Origin of the sequence: Bradyrhizobium jicamae (assembly GCF_018130215.1) — a bacterium.
In the GTDB taxonomy this organism is placed as follows: domain Bacteria; phylum Pseudomonadota; class Alphaproteobacteria; order Rhizobiales; family Xanthobacteraceae; genus Bradyrhizobium; species Bradyrhizobium jicamae_A.
On sequence record NZ_JAFCKQ010000004.1, the window covers coordinates 177,807 to 195,546 of the forward strand.

The window sequence follows — 17,740 nt, forward strand, 5'->3', positions numbered from 1 at the left end:
TGGGTCGGCCGAAGGCGCAACCCGCCATCATCTTCGCACACGAATCGGCGGGTTACGCTTCGCCAATCCGCTCCACGATGCTACGGGACAGCCACGTTTGTTGTCTCTTCGAAGATCTTCACCCGATCGCCCTCGCGTACCAGCAGTGCTGAGTAATAGCCGTGATACTGTCTGCCATCACCGAGTTTGGCCTGCCATTCCCCGGCGTTGAAGACCATATTGCCTTCCAGACGCGAGACAGTTCGTTTGACGCTGTAGTCGTGGAGACCCAAGTCAACCGACACTCTTTGCAATTCCCTGCCAATCGCCTCTCTTCCGCGGAAAATGCCGGCAGGCGTTATGCGCACAGCGTTCTCGCTAAAGAATGCAGCCATGGCAGGAACGTCCTTGCGATTATAGGCGTCAGCAAACTCGGACTGCATTCTTTCAAAGAGCTCGCCACCGGCGCTTGGTTCGATCTGTTGCGGGGATGCCGGCGTTGCAGCGAGAAGCAAGACAATAGGCATTGTACGGATCGCTATCGTGAATGACCTCATCGACCTTCTCCCATCACTTGCATGTCTCTCACGGAGAAACGGCATGGTTCAAGCTGAGGTCCCGCTGACGCACGATAGCCGTCACCGGCCAAAGCATCGTTTGGTTGCGTGGCAAGACGGTTCTGGAATGCCGCCATAAACCGACAACGCGCCGCCATCTCCGTACAGTCAGGGCACTCCGGCCACGGCCTTCTCGCGCTGCAACCAACATCAGGAATCCTGGGAAATCTGGACCCCGTCGCCACATTTCCCTATTCTGCCCTTTTCAGGTTACGCGTCTTATTGAGCAAACCGAATGACGATTTTGGGATTGAGCCGCCGGACCTTGCTGGTGGGATTGGTCGCCAGCCTATGTGCCGTCAGTGTTGTTTCGGTCGTTCTGAGTTATCTGATACCCACGCCGCCCTCGAAAGTGACGATCGGCACTGCGTTCAAAGGCGCCAGCTTCGACTGGTTCGGACAACGTTACCGTGAGCATTTCGCCAACGCCAACGTGACACTTGAACTGCGGGCGACTGAGGGGGCGCTGGAAAATCTGACACTTCTGCAAAATCCCGATTCCGGGGTTCAGATTGGCTTTGTCACGGGCGGAGTGTCGAACGCGGCCCTTTCCCCCGGTCTTCTGTCCCTCGGCGCCATCGATTATCTCCCGATCTGGATTTTTTATGCATCGAACGAGCCGATCGACCGTCTCATTCAGCTCAGAGGCAAGCGCATCGCGGTTGGGCCGGTCGGAAGTGGTACGCGCCACACCGCTGAAGAAATCCTCGTCAAGGGTGGCGTTTCATCCGAAACGGCAACCCTGGAGCCAGTGGCCGGAAACGAGGCGGCTCAAGCATTGTTTGAAGGCAAGGTCGATGCCGTGTTCATCCTTGGCGCGCCCGATTCTTCAGCCGTCCAGTCGTTGCTGCGGGCGCCCAAGGTCCGGCTGATGAATTTTCCGACCGCCGAAGCATTCACGCGCATTTTCCCAAATCTGGTTCGGTTGGTATTGCCGCAGGGCGTGGTGGATCTGGAGGCGAATATTCCGCCGAACGATGTTTCTCTCATCGCTACGACAAGCAGTGTTCTTGTTCGCAGCGATCTTCATCCCACGATTGTCAGCCTGCTCCTGAAGACAATGGTGGAAGTTCATGGCAGACCGGGAATATTTCAACGCGCTGGAGAATTTCCTCAGCCAACCGACCCGGACTATCCCGTCGCCGCAGCCGCCATCGACTTCTACAAGAACGGTCCTTCGTATCTACAGAGATATCTGCCGTTATGGATGACCGTCCATGCACAACGGGCGATCGCCCTGCTCGTGACAGCTATTGCGATCGGTCTTCCGGCATTTCACTATCTGCCGCTGCTGTATCGATGGATTATGCGTCGGCGACTGCTTTATTGGTACGGCGAGCTCAAATCGCTCGAAATCTCGATCGACTCGAGTGGGGACGGCGGCGACCTGAATCGGCATCAAGCCGAGCTCGATCGTATAGAGAACGCCGTGAGTCACGTTCGCTTTCCGCTGGCGTTTGCCGATCAGCTCTACGACCTGCGCGGCCACATTCACATCGTTCGTCGTCGGCTTGAACCGAAGACGAATGCGGCGGAACGAGCAATGGCAAACTAGACGACGCCTGGCCTCAGGCGTGATAACCAGGAAAAGCGACCCTTGAAAGACGTGTCGAATGTCCGCTCCGGTGATCATCGACGGAGCTGGCGGGCGTCGTCGGCACTCATCTCTTCGGCGCGAGCGGGGGCGGCCGGATCGGATCGTAAATGAACGAGCACTCCTTTTGCTTTTGGCGCTCAACGTCCTTCAGATAACAATTCTCAATTTCGATGCCGTCGCTCTCACAGAAGGCGCTCCGTCTTCCGCATTTGTTTCCGGCCTTGTCCGTGTCTTCGGGGCAAGCGCAGGGGCCTTTCTCTTTATGATATTGCTGGGCAGTCATGGATTGCGCCGCGACACATGTCGGAATGACGACAGAGGCTGCGAAGGTGATAAGAGTCAGCGTTCGCATGACCGGCGCTCCCTCCTGGGGCGTTGGCTATCACCACACCATGATCCGCATCGCCGCATCGCCGCCCTTCACGCGTCGATCCGCTACTCTAGCGCCTCGGACCTGGTTGTTGGAAGCTGAGACGTCAGATCGCCGCTCTGTTTTTGGCTGGAGCGAGGTCGCCTTGGGTCACGACATGCAGAGCTAGGCCGGCGTCGTCGGCAGGTCGACGTCCGCTTTGCCCCGCGCCAGGCCGGGAGCGTGATGCGGAGCACGAACCTGATCGCGGTTTCCAGGCACAAAGACATTGTTCGGGCGTGCGACCCGAGGCCGCCGGACGGATGAGGCCGTCATGGATCTCTGGACCAAATCCCTGCTTGGCGCGACCGCCGCCGCCGTCATCGGCTATGTCGCGATCGTCTATGGCGGCTGCGCGCTCGATGCACATTGTCATCTGCGCAAGTGCGCCAGTGCGCGCAACACCTGCGGCGTGGTCTACGACAACTCAGATGCGACGCCGGCGCGCTGAGGGTGCCCAGCCACTTATCATGACGGCCGATCACGCCGTGAGGGCTGGCAAGGGTCCGATCTCCGCCGATCCCTTTCCGTAGGTGGCCCTTGGTGCGGAAGCGGCCCAGCCTATTGGTCAGCGACACTACCTCAACTCCTCGACGAGCCCAGATGACAACCGATCGCCAGCAGTCGTAGTTTTTCTCGGCTTGACGTTGATCGAGCGAAGTCACACTCGTTTTCGGGAGGACTTCAATGAACAGCCATTTCGATGCCAAACGGGTCCCGCACCTGATCGAATTTGTTTTGAGCAGGCTCAATGGAAACAGTATGACGAAGCTGGGTGCAACGATCAGAGCAGTGATTGCCGCACTGTTCCTGTCAGGTCCAACGGGCGTTCTGCACGCTCAGACCAGCGATCCGACTGCTGACAGCAACGCAATCGACAAGCTGATGCACGACTACTTCGAGGAGTACAGCCGCGGCGACATGGCCGCGGTGATGAGGTTCATAAACGTTCCCTTCGTGGTGCAGGGGCCAAAAGGCTTCATGGCGTTCACCACGGCTGAAGAGGCGCTGGCTTGGTACATCAGGTTTCATGACGCCGCGGTAAAACAGGGCTACGCGAAGACCCAATGGATCGATTTTGGAGTGAGACTTCTCGGCCAATCTTATGCGATCGCCGGAGGTACCTATGTCAGGTACAAGGCCGATGGGAGCGAGCTAAATCGGTCGGGCGGAACTTACCTGCTGAATAAAGTGGATGGCGTGTGGAAGATCGGTGCCAACATCGGCTATCCCATAAAGGACGCGTTCAAGCTTGAATGAAGCGATCAAGCGCGAGTCAGCAAGGCCGCGCGCTCGATGCGCACCGTCATCTGAGCAAGTGTTTGCCTGTCGCAACACCTGCGGCGTGGTCTGCGACAAAGCCGATACGACGCCGGCGCGTTGAGCCCCCTGCCACTGATTTGCCCGACGGCGCAAGGGGCGCGCATAAAAAGATTTCGGTTTATACGAAGTACAGATCAGTGTATGAATCTGCCGTCCCGCCCGATGCGAGGGGCGAGCGCACGTCACGAACGCGCGGCGGGATGCGGTGGACGCCGAGGTGCATACGACGAACGCACCGAGGCGGACGGCGAAATCGTGCAGGCCTGACGCCCTAGTGGCAGGTGTCCTGTCAGCAAGAGACCAAGGTCTCTTGCTGACAGCGGTGACAAGAAAGCCCAGTCTCACCGGGGAGAGTACGTATAAGCCGTAAACCATCGCGCAGGGAAAGCCGGAGTCTCCGGTTACACCTGTGGTCCTACCCCCGAGCTACCTCTGTTGCTCGGGGCCCATGGGTGCGATCGGCACCCGGCTTTCCCTGCGCCCTCAGCAAGACGAGAGGGCGGAACGAAACGCAAGCCTCGGACAAATCATGTCGCGAGAACGCGGGTCCATGACCAGCAAGCTGCGGCACAAGTTCGGTGTCGTCCCGGCCTGCGCCGGGACGGCTCTGGGGGAGCCCCTTCGGCACCTCTGGAACCGCAACGCTGACCTCCGTGTTGGGAACCCCGATAGACTCGCGTAATGTTATAATATAACACTCATCGCCATGGCCCATACGCATTCCCACCCGCACCCGCACCCCCACTCCCACGCCCATCCCCATGAGCACAGCCACGCGCCCCACCCAGCCCAGATCGCGCCGTGGTCGATCCTGCGGATGCCGGTTACCGCCCGCCTGGCGGCGGCTGCGGCGGTCAGTGCCTGCCTGTGGGGCGTGGTTTGGCTGGCGATGAGGTAAGACGTGGCTGCGCTCGTCACATTCCGCGATGTCACCCTCGGTTATGACCGCCATCCGGCGGTGCATCACCTCAATGGCGAGGTCGAAGCGGGCGCGTTGCTGGCCGTGATCGGCCCGAACGGAGCCGGCAAGTCGACGCTGCTCCGCGGCATCGCCGGCGTGCTCAGGCCGCTGTCGGGTGTCATCGATCTCGACGGGCTCCATCACAGGGATATCGCCTATCTGCCGCAGACATCAGACATCGACCGCAGCTTCCCGATTTCGGTGTTCGATTTCGTCGGCACCGGGCTGTGGCGCGCAACCGGTTTCTTCGGCGGCATCGGCCAGGCCGCGCGCAAGCGGATCCTGGCTGCGCTCGCCGCGGTCGGCCTCAACGGGTTCGAGAACCGCCCGATCGGCACGCTCTCGGGTGGCCAGATGCAGCGCATGCTGTTCGCCCGCGTGCTGTTGCAGGACGCCCGCCTGATCGTGCTCGACGAGCCGTTCAACGCGATCGACGCCAAGACCACCGCTGACCTGCTGGGGCTGGTGAAGCACTGGAACAGTGAAGGGCGCACGGTGCTGGCGGCGCTGCACGACCTCGACATGGTCCGCAACAATTTTCCGGAAACGCTGCTGCTGGCGCGCGGCCCGGTGGAATGGGGACCGACCGCGGAGGCGCTGACGCCGGAAAACCTCACGGTCGCAATGCGGATGTGCGAGGCATTCGACGATACGGCCGCGGCCTGCGCCGCCGATCCGCGCTCGCGGGCTGCCTGATCCCATGCTGTACGATGCGCTGATCGGCCCTTTCACCGAATTCGAGTTCATGCGCCGCGCGCTCGCGGCCGTGATCGCGCTGTCGCTCGGCGGCGCGCCGATCGGCGTATTCCTGATGCTGCGGCGGATGAGCCTGGTCGGCGACGCCATGGCGCATGCGATCCTGCCGGGAGCGGCAATCGGTTTCCTGCTGTCGGGCCTCAATCTGTTTGCGATGACGACAGGCGGCCTGATCGCGGGCTTCACGGTCGCGCTGCTTGCGGGCCTGGTGGCGCGCACCACCGAACTGAAGGAGGACGCATCGCTCGCGACCTTCTACCTGGTCTCGCTCGCGCTCGGCGTCACCATCGTTTCCATCAAGGGCACCAATATCGACCTGCTTCATGTGCTGTTCGGCAACATCCTCGCGATGGACGACCAGACCCTGCTGGTGATCGCCTTCAATGCCACCATCACGATGCTGGTGCTTTCGGTGATCTATCGGCCGCTTGTGATCGAATGCGTCGATCCGGTGTTCCTGCGCACCGTCAGCCGGGCCGGCGCGCCGGCGCATCTGGCGTTCCTCGCGCTGGTCGTGATCAACCTCGTCAACGGCTTCCATGCGCTCGGCACGCTGCTCGGCGTCGGTCTGATGATCCTGCCTGCCGGCATCGCGCGGTTCTGGTCGCGCGACATCACCACCATGATCTGCATCGCGGTTGCGAGCGCGATGCTGTCGGGCTATGCCGGGCTCGTGCTGTCGTACCAGACGCGGATTCCGTCAGGCCCCGCGATCATCCTGGTCGCGGCCGGGCTCTATGTGGTGTCGCTGCTGTTCGGCAATGTCAGCGGGCTGGTGCGGCAGCTGTTCCCGGGACGGCATCTCGAGGCGTGACGGCGATGCGGCGGTTGATCGGGCTGATCTGTCTGGGTCTGGTGATGGCGAGCGGGGCGGCGCGCGCCAACGGACCGGTCAAGGTCGTGGCGAGCTTCTCGATCCTCGCCGACATGGTGCGCAATGTCGGCGGCAACGGGGTCGATGTCGTGGCGCTCGTCGGGCCCAACGGCGATGCGCATGTCTATGCGCCGACGCCGGCGGACGCCAAGAAGGTCGCCGACGCGAAGCTGCTCGTCGTCAACGGTCTCGGCTTCGAGGGCTGGCTGCCGCGGCTGCTCGAGGCCTCCGGGAGCAAGGCCCAGGTCGTGGTGGCGACCAGGGGCATCATGCCGCGGAAGATGGCCGGTCATGACGATCCGCATGCCTGGCAATCCGTCGCCAATGCCAAGATCTATGTCGTCAATATCCGCGACGGGCTGATCGCCGTGGCCCCCGACAAGGCAGGCCTCTTCAAGGCCAATGCCGAGGCCTATCTGGCCAAGCTGGAGGCGCTCGACCTCGACGTGACCCAGGCGATGGCGAAGATACCGCCAGTGCGGCGCAAGGTGATCTCGACCCATGACGCCTTCGGCTATTTCGCTGATGCCTACGGAATCACGTTCTTCTCGCCGCTCAGCGTCTCCACGGATGCCGAGCCCAGCGCGCGCGATATCGCCGCGATCATCGCCCAGATCAAGGAAGCGAAAATTCCGGCGGTTTTTCTCGAAAATATCAGCGATCCGCGCCTGGTCCGCCAGATCGCAGCCGAGACCGGCGCCAAGGTCGGAGGGACCCTCTATTCGGACAGTCTGACCGACGAAAAGGGCGATGCACCCACTTACATTGACATGGTCAGGCACAATATAAAGGCCCTGACCAGCGCGCTCGCCGGATAGGGCAGGGGCCTCCCTGCCGGGTTGAGCGCCTTTCAAGTTCCCGGAGTTGTTATGGTTGAAGCTTCGCAAAAAATTCCTGTGACCGTGCTGACGGGCTATCTCGGCGCCGGCAAGACCACGCTGCTGAACCGCATCCTGTCGGAAAACCACGGCAAGAAATACGCGGTCATCGTCAACGAATTCGGCGAGATCGGCATCGACAATGATCTGATCATCGGCGCCGACGAAGAAGTGTTCGAGATGAACAATGGCTGCGTCTGCTGCACGGTGCGCGGCGACCTCGTCCGCATCATGGACGGCTTGATGAAGCGCAAGGGCAAGTTCGACGCCATCATCGTCGAGACCACCGGCCTTGCCGATCCGGCGCCGGTCGCGCAAACCTTCTTCGTCGACGAGGACGTGCAGAAGAACGCCCGGCTCGACGCGGTCGTGACCGTCGCCGATGCGAAATGGCTGAGCGACCGCCTGAAGGACGCGCCGGAAGCCAAGAACCAGATCGCCTTCGCCGACGTCATCGTGCTGAACAAGACCGATCTCGTCTCCAAGCCGGAGCTGGCCGAGGTCGAGGCTCGCATCCGCGGCATCAACCCCTATGCCAAGCTGCACCGCACCGAACGCTGTCAGGTGGGGTTATCCGACGTGCTGGAGCGGGGCGCGTTCGATCTGGACCGCATCCTGGAGATCGAGCCTGAATTCCTCGAGGCCGGCGACGATCATGACCACGATCACGATCACCATCATGACCATGATCACCACCACCACCATGATCACGGCCACGGGCTGAAGCATTATCATGACGAGGACATGCAGTCCCTGTCGCTGCGCTCGGAGCAGCCGCTCGACCCGGCCAGGTTCATGCCCTGGCTGCAGCAGCTCGTCGCCACCGAGGGCCAGAAGATCCTGCGCTCGAAGGGCATCCTTGCCTTCGCCGGCGACGACGACCGCTATGTGTTCCAGGGCGTCCACATGATGCTCGAGGGCGATCATCAGCGGAAATGGAAGAATGGCGAGAAGCGCGAGAGCCGTGTCGTCTTCATCGGTCGCGATCTGCCGGAACAGGCGATCCGCGACGGCTTCCAGCAGTGCATCACGACGTGATGAAAGAGTTCGATCCGGGCGAAGGGCCCTCGATTGTTTCGATCACCGACCGCGTCAAGCTGCTCCCGCTCGGCGGGGCGGTGGGTTCCGTGCATTTCCTCGGTGACCGCGCCTTCTTCGTCGGCGCCGAGGAAAGCGTTGCCATTGCCGGTATTGACGGTGAGGTTACGCGGACCGGGACGCATTTCGGCGCCATCCTCTGCGCGGCCTCGGACGGCAAGCGGCTGGTCACCGGCGGCGACGACGGCAAGCTGATTGCGATCGACGCCAAGGGCGAGACGACCGTGATTGCGACCGACGCCAAGCGGCGCTGGATCGACAATGTCGCGCTACATGGCGATGGCACGGTGGCGTGGTCCGCCGGCAAGACCGCCTTGGTCCGCAGCGCCAAGGGCGAGGAGAAAACCTTCGAGGTGCCCTCGACAGTCGGCGGGCTCGCCTTCGCGCCGAAGGGGCTGCGGCTCGCGATCGCGCATTATAACGGCGTCACCCTGTGGTTTCCCAATATGGCGGCCAATCCGGAATTCCTGGAATGGGCCGGCTCGCATCTCGCCGTCAGCTTCAGCCCGGACAACAAGTTCCTGGTCACGGCGATGCACGAGCCGGCGATGCATGGCTGGCGGCTCGCCGACAACAGGCACATGCGGATGAGCGGCTATCCGGGCCGTGTCCGTTCGATGTCATGGAGCGTCGGCGGCAAGGGGCTTGCGACCTCCGGCGCCGACAGCGTGATCGTCTGGCCGTTCGCCAGCAAGGACGGCCCGATGGGCAAGGAGCCAGCGATGCTGGCGCCGATGCCGGCGCGGGTCTCCGTTGTCGCCTGTCATCCGAAGAACGACATTATGGCGGTCGGCTACAGCGACGGCGTGGTGCTGATGGTGCGGCTCGAGGACGGCGCCGAAATCCTGGTGCGGCGGACCGGCGGCGCTCCGGTGTCGGGACTGGCCTGGAATGCCAAGGGTACGCTGCTCGCCTTCGGCGCGGAAGATGGTGACGCGGGCATTCTGGAAATGTAAGAGATCGCGGCATTCAGTCTGTCAGGTGCCATGCGATTTCTTGCAACCTTCAACAGCGCCGACTTCCTCGACACGCTGATCAGCCTCGCCTCCGCCTTCGTGCTAGGGACGCTGATCGGGGCGGAGCGGCAATATCGCCAGCGCACTGCGGGCCTGCGCACCAACGTGCTGGTCGCGGTCGGAGCGGCCGCCTTCGTCGACCTGGCGATGCATCTCGCCGGCGCCGACGGCGCGGTGCGGGTGATCGCCTATGTCGTGTCGGGAATCGGCTTCCTCGGCGCCGGCGTCATCATGAAGCAGGGCATGGACGTGCGCGGCCTCAACACCGCGGCGACGCTGTGGTCCTCGGCCGCCGTCGGCTCCTGCGCCGGCGCGGATCTGGTGGCGCAGGCCGTGGCGCTGACCGCCTTCGTGATCGCCGGCAACACGCTGCTGCGTCCGCTGGTCAACGCCATCAACCGCATCCCGCTCGACGAGAAGGCCTCGGAGGCGACCTATTACGTCAAGGTCGCGGTGACGCTCGAGGCCCTGCCCGCGATGCGTGACCACCTGGTGGAGAAGCTCGAAGCCGCGAAATATCCGGTCGCCGACGTCGCGGTCGCGGAGATCGGCGACGATCTGCTGGAGATCGTCGCGACGCTGGTCTCGACCGCGGTCGATCCGAGCGAGCTGAATGCCGTCGTCACCAATCTCGAGCGGCAGCCCGGCGTGCGGCACGCGACCTGGGAAAGCAATACCGCGGACTGAGTTCCGGCGTACAGGAACCATGCCCCGGCGTGATCGTTGACCTCGCGAACAAGTCGCAGGTGAACGAGATGGCTGCGGACCAACCCAGGCGAACGCTGCGGAACGACATGCTGATTGCTGCCGCGATGGTGGTGGCAGGCGTCGTGATCGTATGTTTCTCGCTGCGCGCGATCGACGCGGCCCCGCCTGCGCAGATGGCGCAGGCGACGCAGCCGCTCCAGGGCACGCCGGCACCGCAGAAGACCGCGCCGCCGGCCGAATCGAAGCCGGGTGGCGAGCGTCCGACCACGCCGGCGCCGGAGCCCGCCCGTCCCGATGCGGAGGCGCAGAAGGCCGGCGCCAAGCCGGTGCTGCCGCCGGCACCTGCGGAGAAAACCGCGCCGCCGATCAAGCAAAAGTAACCGCGATCCCCGCATTGTGACGCGCATTTGGCAGCCCGTGCACACGATACGGTCTCGCCTCTGTCGTCCGCTGCCCCCATAATCGGTCGTCTCGCAACGACAGATGGGGCCTTCCATGAAGATCGAGGATATCCGGCGTACCGCCTATTCGATGCCGCTCACCAACCCGTCATTCCCGCCAGGGCCCTATCGCTTCTTCGACCGCGAATATTTCATCATCACCTACCGGACCGATCCCGAGGCGCTGGCCGCCGTGGTGCCCGAGCCGCTCGAGGTGGCCGAGCCGGTGGTGAAGTACGAGTTCATCCGCATGCCCGACTCGACCGGCTTCGGCGACTACACCGAGACCGGCCAGGTGATCCCGGTCCGCCTCAAGGGCGAACTGGGTGCCTACACCCATGCGATGTATCTCGACGACGAGGCTCCGATCGCCGGCGGCCGCGAGCTGTGGGGATTTCCCAAGAAGCTGGCGCGGCCCAAGTTCGCGGTCGAGAGCGACGTCCTGGTCGGCTCACTGCACTACGGCTCCGTGCTCTGCGCCTCCGCCACCATGGGCTACAAGTACCGCAAGGTCGACCACACCACGTTGCTGGATGCGATGAAGGTGCCGAACTTCATCCTCAAGATCATCCCGCATGTCGACGGCAGCGCGCGGATCTGCGAGCTGGTGCGATTCCATCTCGATGACATCGTGCTGAAGGAAGCCTGGACCGGCCCCGCTGCGCTCGGCCTGTTCCCGCATGCGCTCTGCGACGTCGCCCGCCTGCCGGTGCGCGAGGTGATCTCCGCGCTGCACTACAAGGCGGATCTGACGCTCGGGCTGGGCTCGGTGGCGTTCGATTACATGGCGAAGTGACCAGGCGGCGGGGCGCGTGCCAGGACGGTGCCCCGCCGTAACTAATGTGCGGCGTCCTTCGGCAGCAGCGCCGCAAAGGCCTGGTCGAGCGCGGCATCGGCCTTTGCAAGCTTGTCGCGCTGTGCGGCGAGCCAGGCCTTGTCGGTATCGAGGCGTTGCCGGGCTTGCTTGAGCATGCGCGCAGCCTCCGCAGGTTGCGGCCCGCCGACGCCCTTGGTGTGCGTCACGATCCACTCGGGCGACATGACTTCCCTGAATTCGGCCTCACTCATCGGGAAGGGCTGCGCCGGCATGTTGAATTTGGCGAGCGTCTTGCCGAACAGGTCGGTCACGACGTCGAAGGGGATGGTCTTCGGCGTCAGGTTCAGCGGCCGCGCATAGCTGACCATCTGCGACGCGAAGCCGTGTCCCACGCGGAACGGAATCTGATGCGATTGCAACAGCAGTTCGGCGAGGTTCATGGTCGACGTCCAGTCGCTCTCCAGCTCCTCCCTGGCGCGCGCCTTGTCGACCACGATCGCATCGAACACCCGGTCGGCGGCGTCGACCATCCTGACGGCGCGCGGGAACAGGCCGAGATCCTCGATCTCGAATTTGGAGTCGACCATGCCCGACGTGACGTTATGCGCGCGGATCGACACGGCCTCCGACAGGCCCACCACGTCGGATGCGGCGATGCGCGCCTGCATGATCAGGCCCGGGTTGCGCTTCTGCGGCATCGCGCTGCTGGTGTAGGTCGAGCCCTCCTGCAGCAGCAGCCACGGTCGTACCTCGGCATATTGCGTGTGCAGGTCCTGCATCATCACGCCGATGCGAATGGCCGCCGAATTGGCGATGGCGCTGGCCTCGAGCTGATTGTCGAACGGAATCACCTGGTTGGCGTCCATCGAATTCTCGACGATGCCGTCAAAGCCCAGCAGCTCGGCGAGGCGGGCGCGGTTCAGCGGCCAGATCGAGCCGGACATCACGCCGACGCCCATCGGGCTGAGGTTGAGCCGGCGCCAGGCGTCGCTGATGCGTTGCTGGTCGCGCTCGAACGATTCCTCATAGGCCAGCAGGTAATGACCATAGGTGATCGGCACCGCCTGCACGCCGTTGGTGTAGCCGGGCATCACCGTCTCGAGGTTGTCGGCCGCCCTGGCGAGCAGCCTCGTGCGCAGGCCGAGCAGCGCTTCGGCAAGATCCAGCGTCTGGTTTCGTAGCTTTGCAGCGCGGAAAGTCGCGTACATGTCCTGACGGCTGCGCCCGGCGTGGACGACGGAGGCTTCCTCGCCGACCTTGTCGGTCATGATCTTCTCGATCTGGAGGACGTCGCTCGGGCGTTTGCCGTCGGGCTCGCGGGCCTGGCGGATCGTGTAGTCGACGCCCTTGGCGATCAACTGGCCGACATCCTTCGGAAAGATGCCCTCCTCCATCAGCATGACCGTGGAGGCCTTGTTGATCTTGTTGAGCCAGTAGAACTGATCTTCGGCGGCGTCCGACTTGCTGGTCGAAGGTTGCGCGCTGCTCGGGGCATTGGCGCCGATCTTCGCGGCGCTTTCGTTGCATTCCTGCGTGGTCTTGCAGGGCAACTGCCCGGTGTCCGCCGCCAGGGCGCTGGATGCGATCAAGAGGCTGACGCCCCCTGCGATGCAGGCGAAATATCTCATGCGAACCTCCCGGATGCCTTGCGGCCGGCTCGTTAGCATCTGAGCCGGCCCAGGGCCATTAGCCGGAAGGCGATCGCGGGAGGCGGCGAGGCGCGCTTCTCAGCAGCGCACCAGGATATTCCGGAACTGCCACGGATCCGAAGTGTCGATGTCCTCCGGGAACAGGCCGGGGCGGCCGGTCAGCGGGGTCCAGCCGGTGTAGTAGCCCTTGACCGGGCCGAGATATGGCATCTGGATTTCCAGCAGACGATCGAAATCCATCTCGTCGGCTTCGACGATGCCTTCGTTCGGGTTTTCCAATGCCCACACCATGCCGGCGAGCACGGCGGAGGTCACCTGCAGGCCAGTGGCGTTCTGGTAGGGCGCGAGTTCGCGGGTCTCCTCGATGGAGAGTTGCGAGCCGTACCAGTAGGCATTGTTGTCGTGGCCGAACAGCAGCACGCCGAGCTCGTCGATGCCATCGACGATCTCGTTCTCATCGAGGATGTGGTGCTTTTCCTGCATCTTCGCGGCGCGGCCGAACATCTCATGCAGCGACAGCACGGCATCGTCGGCCGGATGATAGGCATAGTGGCAGGTCGGCCGGTAGATCGCCGTGCCCGATGCGTCGCGCACCGTGAAGTAATCGGAGATCGAGATCGACTCGTTGTGGGTGACGAGGAAGCCATACTGTGCGCCGCGGGTCGGGCACCAGGTACGCACGCGCGTGTTGGCGCCGGGCTGCATCAGATAGATGGCGGCACCGCAGCCGGCTTCGTGGGTCCGCGCATTCTCGGGCATCCATTTCTCATGGGTGCCCCAACCGAGTTCGGACGGCTGCACGCCTTCCGACAGGAAACCTTCCACCGACCAGGTGTTGACGAAGACATCCGGCTCTTTCGCCGACTTGGAGCGCTGGGTGTCGCGTTCGGCGATGTGGATGCCCTTGACGCCGGCCTGTCGCATCAAGTCCGCCCATTCGGCCTTGGTCTTCGGCTTGGGGGCGTTGAGCTTCAGATCGGCGGCGACATTGAGCAGCGCCTGCTTGACGAAAAAGGAAACCATGCCGGGATTGGCGCCACAGCAGGAGACCGCCGTGGTCGACCCCGCCGGGCGCGCCTTCTTGGCGGCCAGCGTCACTTCGCGAAGGGCGTAGTTGGAGCGCGCTTCCGGGCCCTTCGACGAATCGAAATAGAAGCCGAGCCAGGGCTCGTTGACGGTGTCGATATAAAGAGCGCCAAGCTCGTTGCAGAGCTCCATGATATCGGTAGAGCCGGTATCGACCGAGAGATTGACGCAAAATCCCTGGCCGCCGCCCTCGGTGAGCAGCGGGGTCAGCAAGTCGCGATAATTGTCCTTGGTCACGCCCTTCTGGATGAATCGTACATTGTGCTTCTCGCAATGTGCCTTGCGGCCCTCGTCCTTGGGATCGATCACGGTGATGCGCGACTTGTCGTAATCGAGATGCCGCTCGATCATCGGCAGCGTGCCTTTGCCGATGGAGCCGAAGCCGACCATGACGATGGGGCCGGTAATCTTCGCGTAGATCTGCGAGGCGGGGCTCATGGGATGGTTTCTCCGGAAAGTGCTGGCAGACAAATGGTGAGGGGTGGATCAGGGATTGCGTCGCTTCGCGGTGACTTCGATCTCGACCTTCATCTCGGGCTTCAGGAGCCCCGCGACGATCAGCAGCGTCGCCGCCGGGCGGATGTCGCCGAGAACCTCGCCGCAGACCGCGAAATGGGCGTCCGCGTCGTTGACGTCGGTGAGGTAGTAGGTCGCGCGAACGATGTCGGCCATCGCGAAGCCACCCTCAATGAGGGCAGCTTCGATGGTCTTGAAGCAGTTCCGTGACTGGCTCGTGACATCTGGAGGCATCGTCATCGTGGTGTAGTCGTAACCGGTGGTTCCGGCGACGAAGGCGAAGTCGCCGTCGATTACGGCGCGGCTGTAGCCGGCGGTCTTCTCGAACGGCGAACCGGTGGAAATCAGGCGACGGGGCATGTTGGACCTCGACTGAAGACGGGGTTGCGCGGGGTTTACGGGCATTTTCAGGGCCCGCGCAACCCCTCGGATCAGGCTTTGGCTGACCGCACTGTCAGCGGGACTGCTGCGTGGTGTCCGGCGGCGAGGGCGAACCGGTCCAGCGCCGGACCAGGATGTCCCTGACGATCATGACGGAGATCAGGATCAGCAGGATCGTGGTGATGAGACTGCGCAAACGCGGGCGCGCGACGTCGGTTGCGGGCAGGTTATCCGACATGCTGGCGCCCTTATGCCGCGCGCGGCATGGTGAGCGCTGCCTTCGCTTTGGGCAGCTTGGCTCCGGTCGGCACGATCGTGCCGCTGATGCCATCGAGGGCGCCCTCGACAAGCTCGAGGCCGAGCAGCCGATCGCGTTCGAAGGCGCCCGGCAGGGACAGTTCTCCGGTCCTGGCGGCCGAGAAGCCGAACCTGATGTAGTACGGCGCGTCGCCGAGCAGGATCACGGCCCCATGGCCGCGTGCTTTCGCCACGGTCAGCGCGCGCTGAACGAGCGCGGCACCGATGCCGAGGCCGCGGGCGGTGTCGTCCACCGCCAACGGCCCCAGCATCAGCGCGCTGCGGCCCCCCGCGCTGACGTGCCACAAGCGCACGGTTCCAACCAGCCGGCCGTCCTGGTGCACCGCCGACAGGCTCAGGCCTGCTGCGGGCGCGCGTCCGTCGCGCAGGCGCTGGCAGGTGCGCGCATGGCGGTTGTCGCCAAAGCAGGCATCCAGCAGCGCTTCGCGCGCGACGACGTCGGAGGCTCGTTCCGCACGGATCGCGAACGGAGCGGCATTCCGAATGAGGGCAACGGGAGTGTTCCGATTTGCAGTCATGGCACGTCAGTCCCCGCTTGCAACGGCAGTTGGCGCGCCGCAGCAAGCGTCGTTCAGAGTTTCGACAATAGTGGTGAGAGGAGCCGGCTGGCCGGCTCCCGGTTGGTCAGGCCTCAGGAAGGAGGCGGCTTAGATGTGGTAGGTTCTCAGCGGCGGAATGCCGTTGAACGCCACCGACGAGTAGGTCGACGTATAGGCGCCGGTGCCTTCGATCAGCAGCTTGTCGCCGATCTCGAGCGTCACCGGGAGCGGATACGGCAGCTTCTCGTAAAGCACGTCGGCGCTATCGCAGGTCGGGCCTGCGAGCACGCACGGCGTCATGTCCGCCCCGTCATGCGGGGTGCGGATGGCATAGCGGATCGACTCGTCCATCGTCTCGGCGAGACCGCCGAACTTGCCGATGTCGAGATAAACCCAGCGCACCTCGTCCTCGTCGCTCTTGCGCGAGATCAGCACGACCTCGGTCTCGATGATCCCGGCATTGCCGACCATGCCGCGGCCCGGCTCGATGATCGTCTCCGGGATCTGGTTGCCGAAATGCTTGCGCAGCGCACGGAAGATCGACCGGCCGTACTGCACGACCGGGGGGACGTCCTTGAGGTACTTGGTCGGGAAACCGCCGCCCATGTTGACCATGGTCAGGTTGATCCCGCGCTCGGCGCAGTCACGGAACACGGTCGACGCCATGGAGAGCGCACGATCCCACGCCTTCACCTTGCGCTGCTGAGAGCCGACATGGAACGAGATGCCGCACGGCTCCAGGCCGAGGCGCTTGGCGAGGTCGAGCACCTCGACCGCCATTTCCGGGTCGCAGCCGAACTTGCGCGACAGCGGCCACTCGGCGCCGGCGCAATCATAGAGGATGCGGCAGAACACCTTGGCGCCGGGTGCGGCGCGGGCGACCTTCTCGACCTCGGCGGCGCAGTCGACCGCGAACAGGCGAATGCCGAGCGCGAAAGCGCGCGCGATGTCGCGCTCCTTCTTGATCGTGTTGCCAAAGGAGATGCGGTCCGGCGTCGCGCCAGCGGCCAGCGCCATCTCGATCTCCGCGACGGTCGCGGTGTCGAAGCAGGAGCCGAGGGAAGCCAGCAGCGCCAGCACTTCGGGCGCCGGGTTCGCCTTGACCGCGTAGAACACGCGGCTATCCGGCAACGCCTTTGCGAAGGTCTGGTAGTTGTCGCGCACGACGTCGAGGTCGACGACGAGGCACGGCTCGGTGTCGAGGCCCTCGCTGCGGCGGTGACGCAGGAATTCCTGAATGCGTTCGGTCATGGCACTCTCCAACGGCCCCAGCGACGGGGATCCGCATCAACGTGACGCCGGATAAGAGCGCTCTGGCCACATCGCGCGATGGAGGCGCGTTGAGGCCAAAAGACTCAAACCAGACTGTGCTGCCGTGGATTGGTTGGGAGAGTTTCCCGCCCGCTCACCTGGCAATGAAGGACAAGCCTTTTCAGTAGCCCGCGCCGGCGTTGGAATGCCGGTAGAGACCAAAAAAGCCCGCTCCGTCGTTGCTTTAAGTCGCGTCCCCCGTTGAGAGCGGGGTGCGCCGGTTCGCCTCCGGCTGCCAGTCACGGTTGCAAGAAGTGGTGAGACCTTCAACGGCATCCCTGGAGAGAGATGCTGGCCGCATCAGATGTCCTTCAATCGGACTTGCGCGACCCTCGGTTCTTCCACCCCTTGGCGGCTGTCCGGCCTCTTGTCCGGATACCTACCGACTGACACACGACCACAGGCACGTGCGAAATTGGGCAAGCGAGGAAATAAGTCTTTTGACTCAGCAGCGCAAGAATTTTTTT

19 protein-coding genes are annotated in these 17,740 nt (G+C 63.4%); 11 read left to right on the top strand and 8 right to left on the bottom strand.

Annotated features, from left to right (window positions below; translation table 11 throughout):
- Positions 1 to 80 precede the first annotated feature (80 nt).
- Complete coding sequence (locus tag JQ586_RS08295) at positions 81 to 536, bottom strand: DUF4440 domain-containing protein (protein WP_212394042.1); 456 nt, start codon at positions 534 to 536, stop codon at positions 81 to 83.
- Positions 537 to 831: 295 nt separating this feature from the next.
- Here JQ586_RS08295 and JQ586_RS08300 point away from each other — a divergent pair, with 295 nt between their 5' ends.
- On the top strand, positions 832 to 2,151 hold the full coding sequence (locus tag JQ586_RS08300) for a TAXI family TRAP transporter solute-binding subunit (RefSeq protein ID WP_212394043.1): 1,320 nt from the start codon (positions 832 to 834) through the stop codon (positions 2,149 to 2,151).
- 106 nt (positions 2,152 to 2,257) lie between these two features.
- Here JQ586_RS08300 and JQ586_RS08305 read toward each other — a convergent pair whose 3' ends face one another.
- Positions 2,258 to 2,545, bottom strand: coding sequence for a hypothetical protein (locus JQ586_RS08305; protein WP_212394044.1), 288 nt, complete (start codon positions 2,543 to 2,545; stop codon positions 2,258 to 2,260).
- 331 nt (positions 2,546 to 2,876) lie between these two features.
- Between JQ586_RS08305 and JQ586_RS08310 the strand changes: the two genes are divergently transcribed.
- From JQ586_RS08310 to JQ586_RS08355, 10 genes are all read left to right on the top strand, one after another.
- Positions 2,877 to 3,053: a hypothetical protein gene (locus JQ586_RS08310; RefSeq protein WP_212394045.1), complete on the top strand. Its 177-nt coding sequence runs from the start codon at positions 2,877 to 2,879 to the stop codon at positions 3,051 to 3,053.
- A gap of 236 nt (positions 3,054 to 3,289) precedes the next feature.
- Entirely contained in the window at positions 3,290 to 3,862 is a 573-nt protein-coding gene (locus JQ586_RS08315; protein ID WP_212394046.1) for a hypothetical protein, read from the top strand.
- A gap of 964 nt (positions 3,863 to 4,826) precedes the next feature.
- Positions 4,827 to 5,582, top strand: a complete 756-nt coding sequence (locus JQ586_RS08320) for a metal ABC transporter ATP-binding protein (RefSeq protein ID WP_212394047.1) — start codon at positions 4,827 to 4,829, stop codon at positions 5,580 to 5,582.
- 4 nt (positions 5,583 to 5,586) lie between these two features.
- A complete protein-coding gene (locus tag JQ586_RS08325) occupies positions 5,587 to 6,456 on the top strand; it encodes a metal ABC transporter permease (protein WP_212394048.1) in 870 nt (289 codons plus the stop codon).
- A gap of 5 nt (positions 6,457 to 6,461) precedes the next feature.
- Positions 6,462 to 7,334 (top strand): metal ABC transporter substrate-binding protein, encoded by an 873-nt coding sequence (locus tag JQ586_RS08330; RefSeq protein ID WP_212394049.1) that lies wholly within the window; start codon positions 6,462 to 6,464, stop codon positions 7,332 to 7,334.
- Between the two features lie 51 nt (positions 7,335 to 7,385).
- Positions 7,386 to 8,432, top strand: coding sequence for a GTP-binding protein (locus JQ586_RS08335; protein ID WP_212394050.1), 1,047 nt, complete (start codon positions 7,386 to 7,388; stop codon positions 8,430 to 8,432).
- Positions 8,432 to 9,448 (top strand): WD40 repeat domain-containing protein, encoded by a 1,017-nt coding sequence (locus JQ586_RS08340; RefSeq protein WP_212394128.1) that lies wholly within the window; start codon positions 8,432 to 8,434, stop codon positions 9,446 to 9,448. Before JQ586_RS08335 ends, JQ586_RS08340 begins: the two co-directional genes overlap by 1 nt.
- 30 nt (positions 9,449 to 9,478) lie before the next feature.
- Positions 9,479 to 10,195 (top strand): MgtC/SapB family protein, encoded by a 717-nt coding sequence (locus JQ586_RS08345; protein WP_212394051.1) that lies wholly within the window; start codon positions 9,479 to 9,481, stop codon positions 10,193 to 10,195.
- A gap of 68 nt (positions 10,196 to 10,263) precedes the next feature.
- A complete protein-coding gene (locus JQ586_RS08350) occupies positions 10,264 to 10,596 on the top strand; it encodes a hypothetical protein (protein WP_212394052.1) in 333 nt (110 codons plus the stop codon).
- A gap of 115 nt (positions 10,597 to 10,711) precedes the next feature.
- The gene (locus tag JQ586_RS08355) at positions 10,712 to 11,452 is read left to right on the top strand and encodes an acetoacetate decarboxylase (RefSeq protein ID WP_212394053.1); all 741 of its coding nucleotides are present in this window, start codon (positions 10,712 to 10,714) and stop codon (positions 11,450 to 11,452) included.
- A gap of 41 nt (positions 11,453 to 11,493) precedes the next feature.
- Here the strand turns inward: JQ586_RS08355 and JQ586_RS08360 are convergent, their stop codons facing one another.
- The 6 genes from JQ586_RS08360 to JQ586_RS08385 all read right to left on the bottom strand — a co-directional run bounded on the left by JQ586_RS08360 (position 11,494) and on the right by JQ586_RS08385 (position 17,213).
- Positions 11,494 to 13,101: a lyase family protein gene (locus tag JQ586_RS08360; protein ID WP_212394054.1), complete on the bottom strand. Its 1,608-nt coding sequence runs from the start codon at positions 13,099 to 13,101 to the stop codon at positions 11,494 to 11,496.
- A 99-nt stretch (positions 13,102 to 13,200) separates the two neighbouring features.
- Entirely contained in the window at positions 13,201 to 14,646 is a 1,446-nt protein-coding gene (locus tag JQ586_RS08365) for a homospermidine synthase (RefSeq protein ID WP_212394055.1), read from the bottom strand.
- A 48-nt stretch (positions 14,647 to 14,694) separates the two neighbouring features.
- Positions 14,695 to 15,084, bottom strand: a complete 390-nt coding sequence (locus tag JQ586_RS08370) for a RidA family protein (RefSeq protein WP_212394056.1) — start codon at positions 15,082 to 15,084, stop codon at positions 14,695 to 14,697.
- 94 nt (positions 15,085 to 15,178) lie between these two features.
- Positions 15,179 to 15,343, bottom strand: a complete 165-nt coding sequence (locus tag JQ586_RS08375) for a hypothetical protein (protein WP_212394057.1) — start codon at positions 15,341 to 15,343, stop codon at positions 15,179 to 15,181.
- Between the two features lie 10 nt (positions 15,344 to 15,353).
- Positions 15,354 to 15,941, bottom strand: coding sequence for a GNAT family N-acetyltransferase (locus tag JQ586_RS08380; RefSeq protein WP_212394058.1), 588 nt, complete (start codon positions 15,939 to 15,941; stop codon positions 15,354 to 15,356).
- Between the two features lie 129 nt (positions 15,942 to 16,070).
- Positions 16,071 to 17,213 carry a type III PLP-dependent enzyme gene (locus tag JQ586_RS08385; protein WP_212394059.1) on the bottom strand — a complete coding sequence of 381 codons (1,143 nt, stop codon included), beginning with the start codon at positions 17,211 to 17,213 and terminating at the stop codon, positions 16,071 to 16,073.
- Positions 17,214 to 17,740: the final 527 nt, after the last annotated feature.

What these genes read in the sequence shown, in the direction of transcription:
- JQ586_RS08295 (WP_212394042.1), bottom strand. Translation starts at nt 536, where the DNA reads ATGAGGTCATTCACGATAGCGATCCGTACAATGCCTATTGTCTTGCTT.
- JQ586_RS08300 (WP_212394043.1), top strand. Translation starts at nt 832, where the DNA reads ATGACGATTTTGGGATTGAGCCGCCGGACCTTGCTGGTGGGATTGGTC.
- JQ586_RS08305 (WP_212394044.1), bottom strand. Translation starts at nt 2,545, where the DNA reads ATGCGAACGCTGACTCTTATCACCTTCGCAGCCTCTGTCGTCATTCCG.
- JQ586_RS08310 (WP_212394045.1), top strand. Translation starts at nt 2,877, where the DNA reads ATGGATCTCTGGACCAAATCCCTGCTTGGCGCGACCGCCGCCGCCGTC.
- JQ586_RS08315 (WP_212394046.1), top strand. Translation starts at nt 3,290, where the DNA reads ATGAACAGCCATTTCGATGCCAAACGGGTCCCGCACCTGATCGAATTT.
- JQ586_RS08325 (WP_212394048.1), top strand. Translation starts at nt 5,587, where the DNA reads ATGCTGTACGATGCGCTGATCGGCCCTTTCACCGAATTCGAGTTCATG.
- JQ586_RS08330 (WP_212394049.1), top strand. Translation starts at nt 6,462, where the DNA reads ATGCGGCGGTTGATCGGGCTGATCTGTCTGGGTCTGGTGATGGCGAGC.
- JQ586_RS08335 (WP_212394050.1), top strand. Translation starts at nt 7,386, where the DNA reads ATGGTTGAAGCTTCGCAAAAAATTCCTGTGACCGTGCTGACGGGCTAT.
- JQ586_RS08340 (WP_212394128.1), top strand. Translation starts at nt 8,432, where the DNA reads ATGAAAGAGTTCGATCCGGGCGAAGGGCCCTCGATTGTTTCGATCACC.
- JQ586_RS08345 (WP_212394051.1), top strand. Translation starts at nt 9,479, where the DNA reads ATGCGATTTCTTGCAACCTTCAACAGCGCCGACTTCCTCGACACGCTG.
- JQ586_RS08350 (WP_212394052.1), top strand. Translation starts at nt 10,264, where the DNA reads ATGGCTGCGGACCAACCCAGGCGAACGCTGCGGAACGACATGCTGATT.
- JQ586_RS08355 (WP_212394053.1), top strand. Translation starts at nt 10,712, where the DNA reads ATGAAGATCGAGGATATCCGGCGTACCGCCTATTCGATGCCGCTCACC.
- JQ586_RS08360 (WP_212394054.1), bottom strand. Translation starts at nt 13,101, where the DNA reads ATGAGATATTTCGCCTGCATCGCAGGGGGCGTCAGCCTCTTGATCGCA.
- JQ586_RS08365 (WP_212394055.1), bottom strand. Translation starts at nt 14,646, where the DNA reads ATGAGCCCCGCCTCGCAGATCTACGCGAAGATTACCGGCCCCATCGTC.
- JQ586_RS08370 (WP_212394056.1), bottom strand. Translation starts at nt 15,084, where the DNA reads ATGCCCCGTCGCCTGATTTCCACCGGTTCGCCGTTCGAGAAGACCGCC.
- JQ586_RS08375 (WP_212394057.1), bottom strand. Translation starts at nt 15,343, where the DNA reads ATGTCGGATAACCTGCCCGCAACCGACGTCGCGCGCCCGCGTTTGCGC.
- JQ586_RS08380 (WP_212394058.1), bottom strand. Translation starts at nt 15,941, where the DNA reads ATGACTGCAAATCGGAACACTCCCGTTGCCCTCATTCGGAATGCCGCT.
- JQ586_RS08385 (WP_212394059.1), bottom strand. Translation starts at nt 17,213, where the DNA reads ATGACCGAACGCATTCAGGAATTCCTGCGTCACCGCCGCAGCGAGGGC.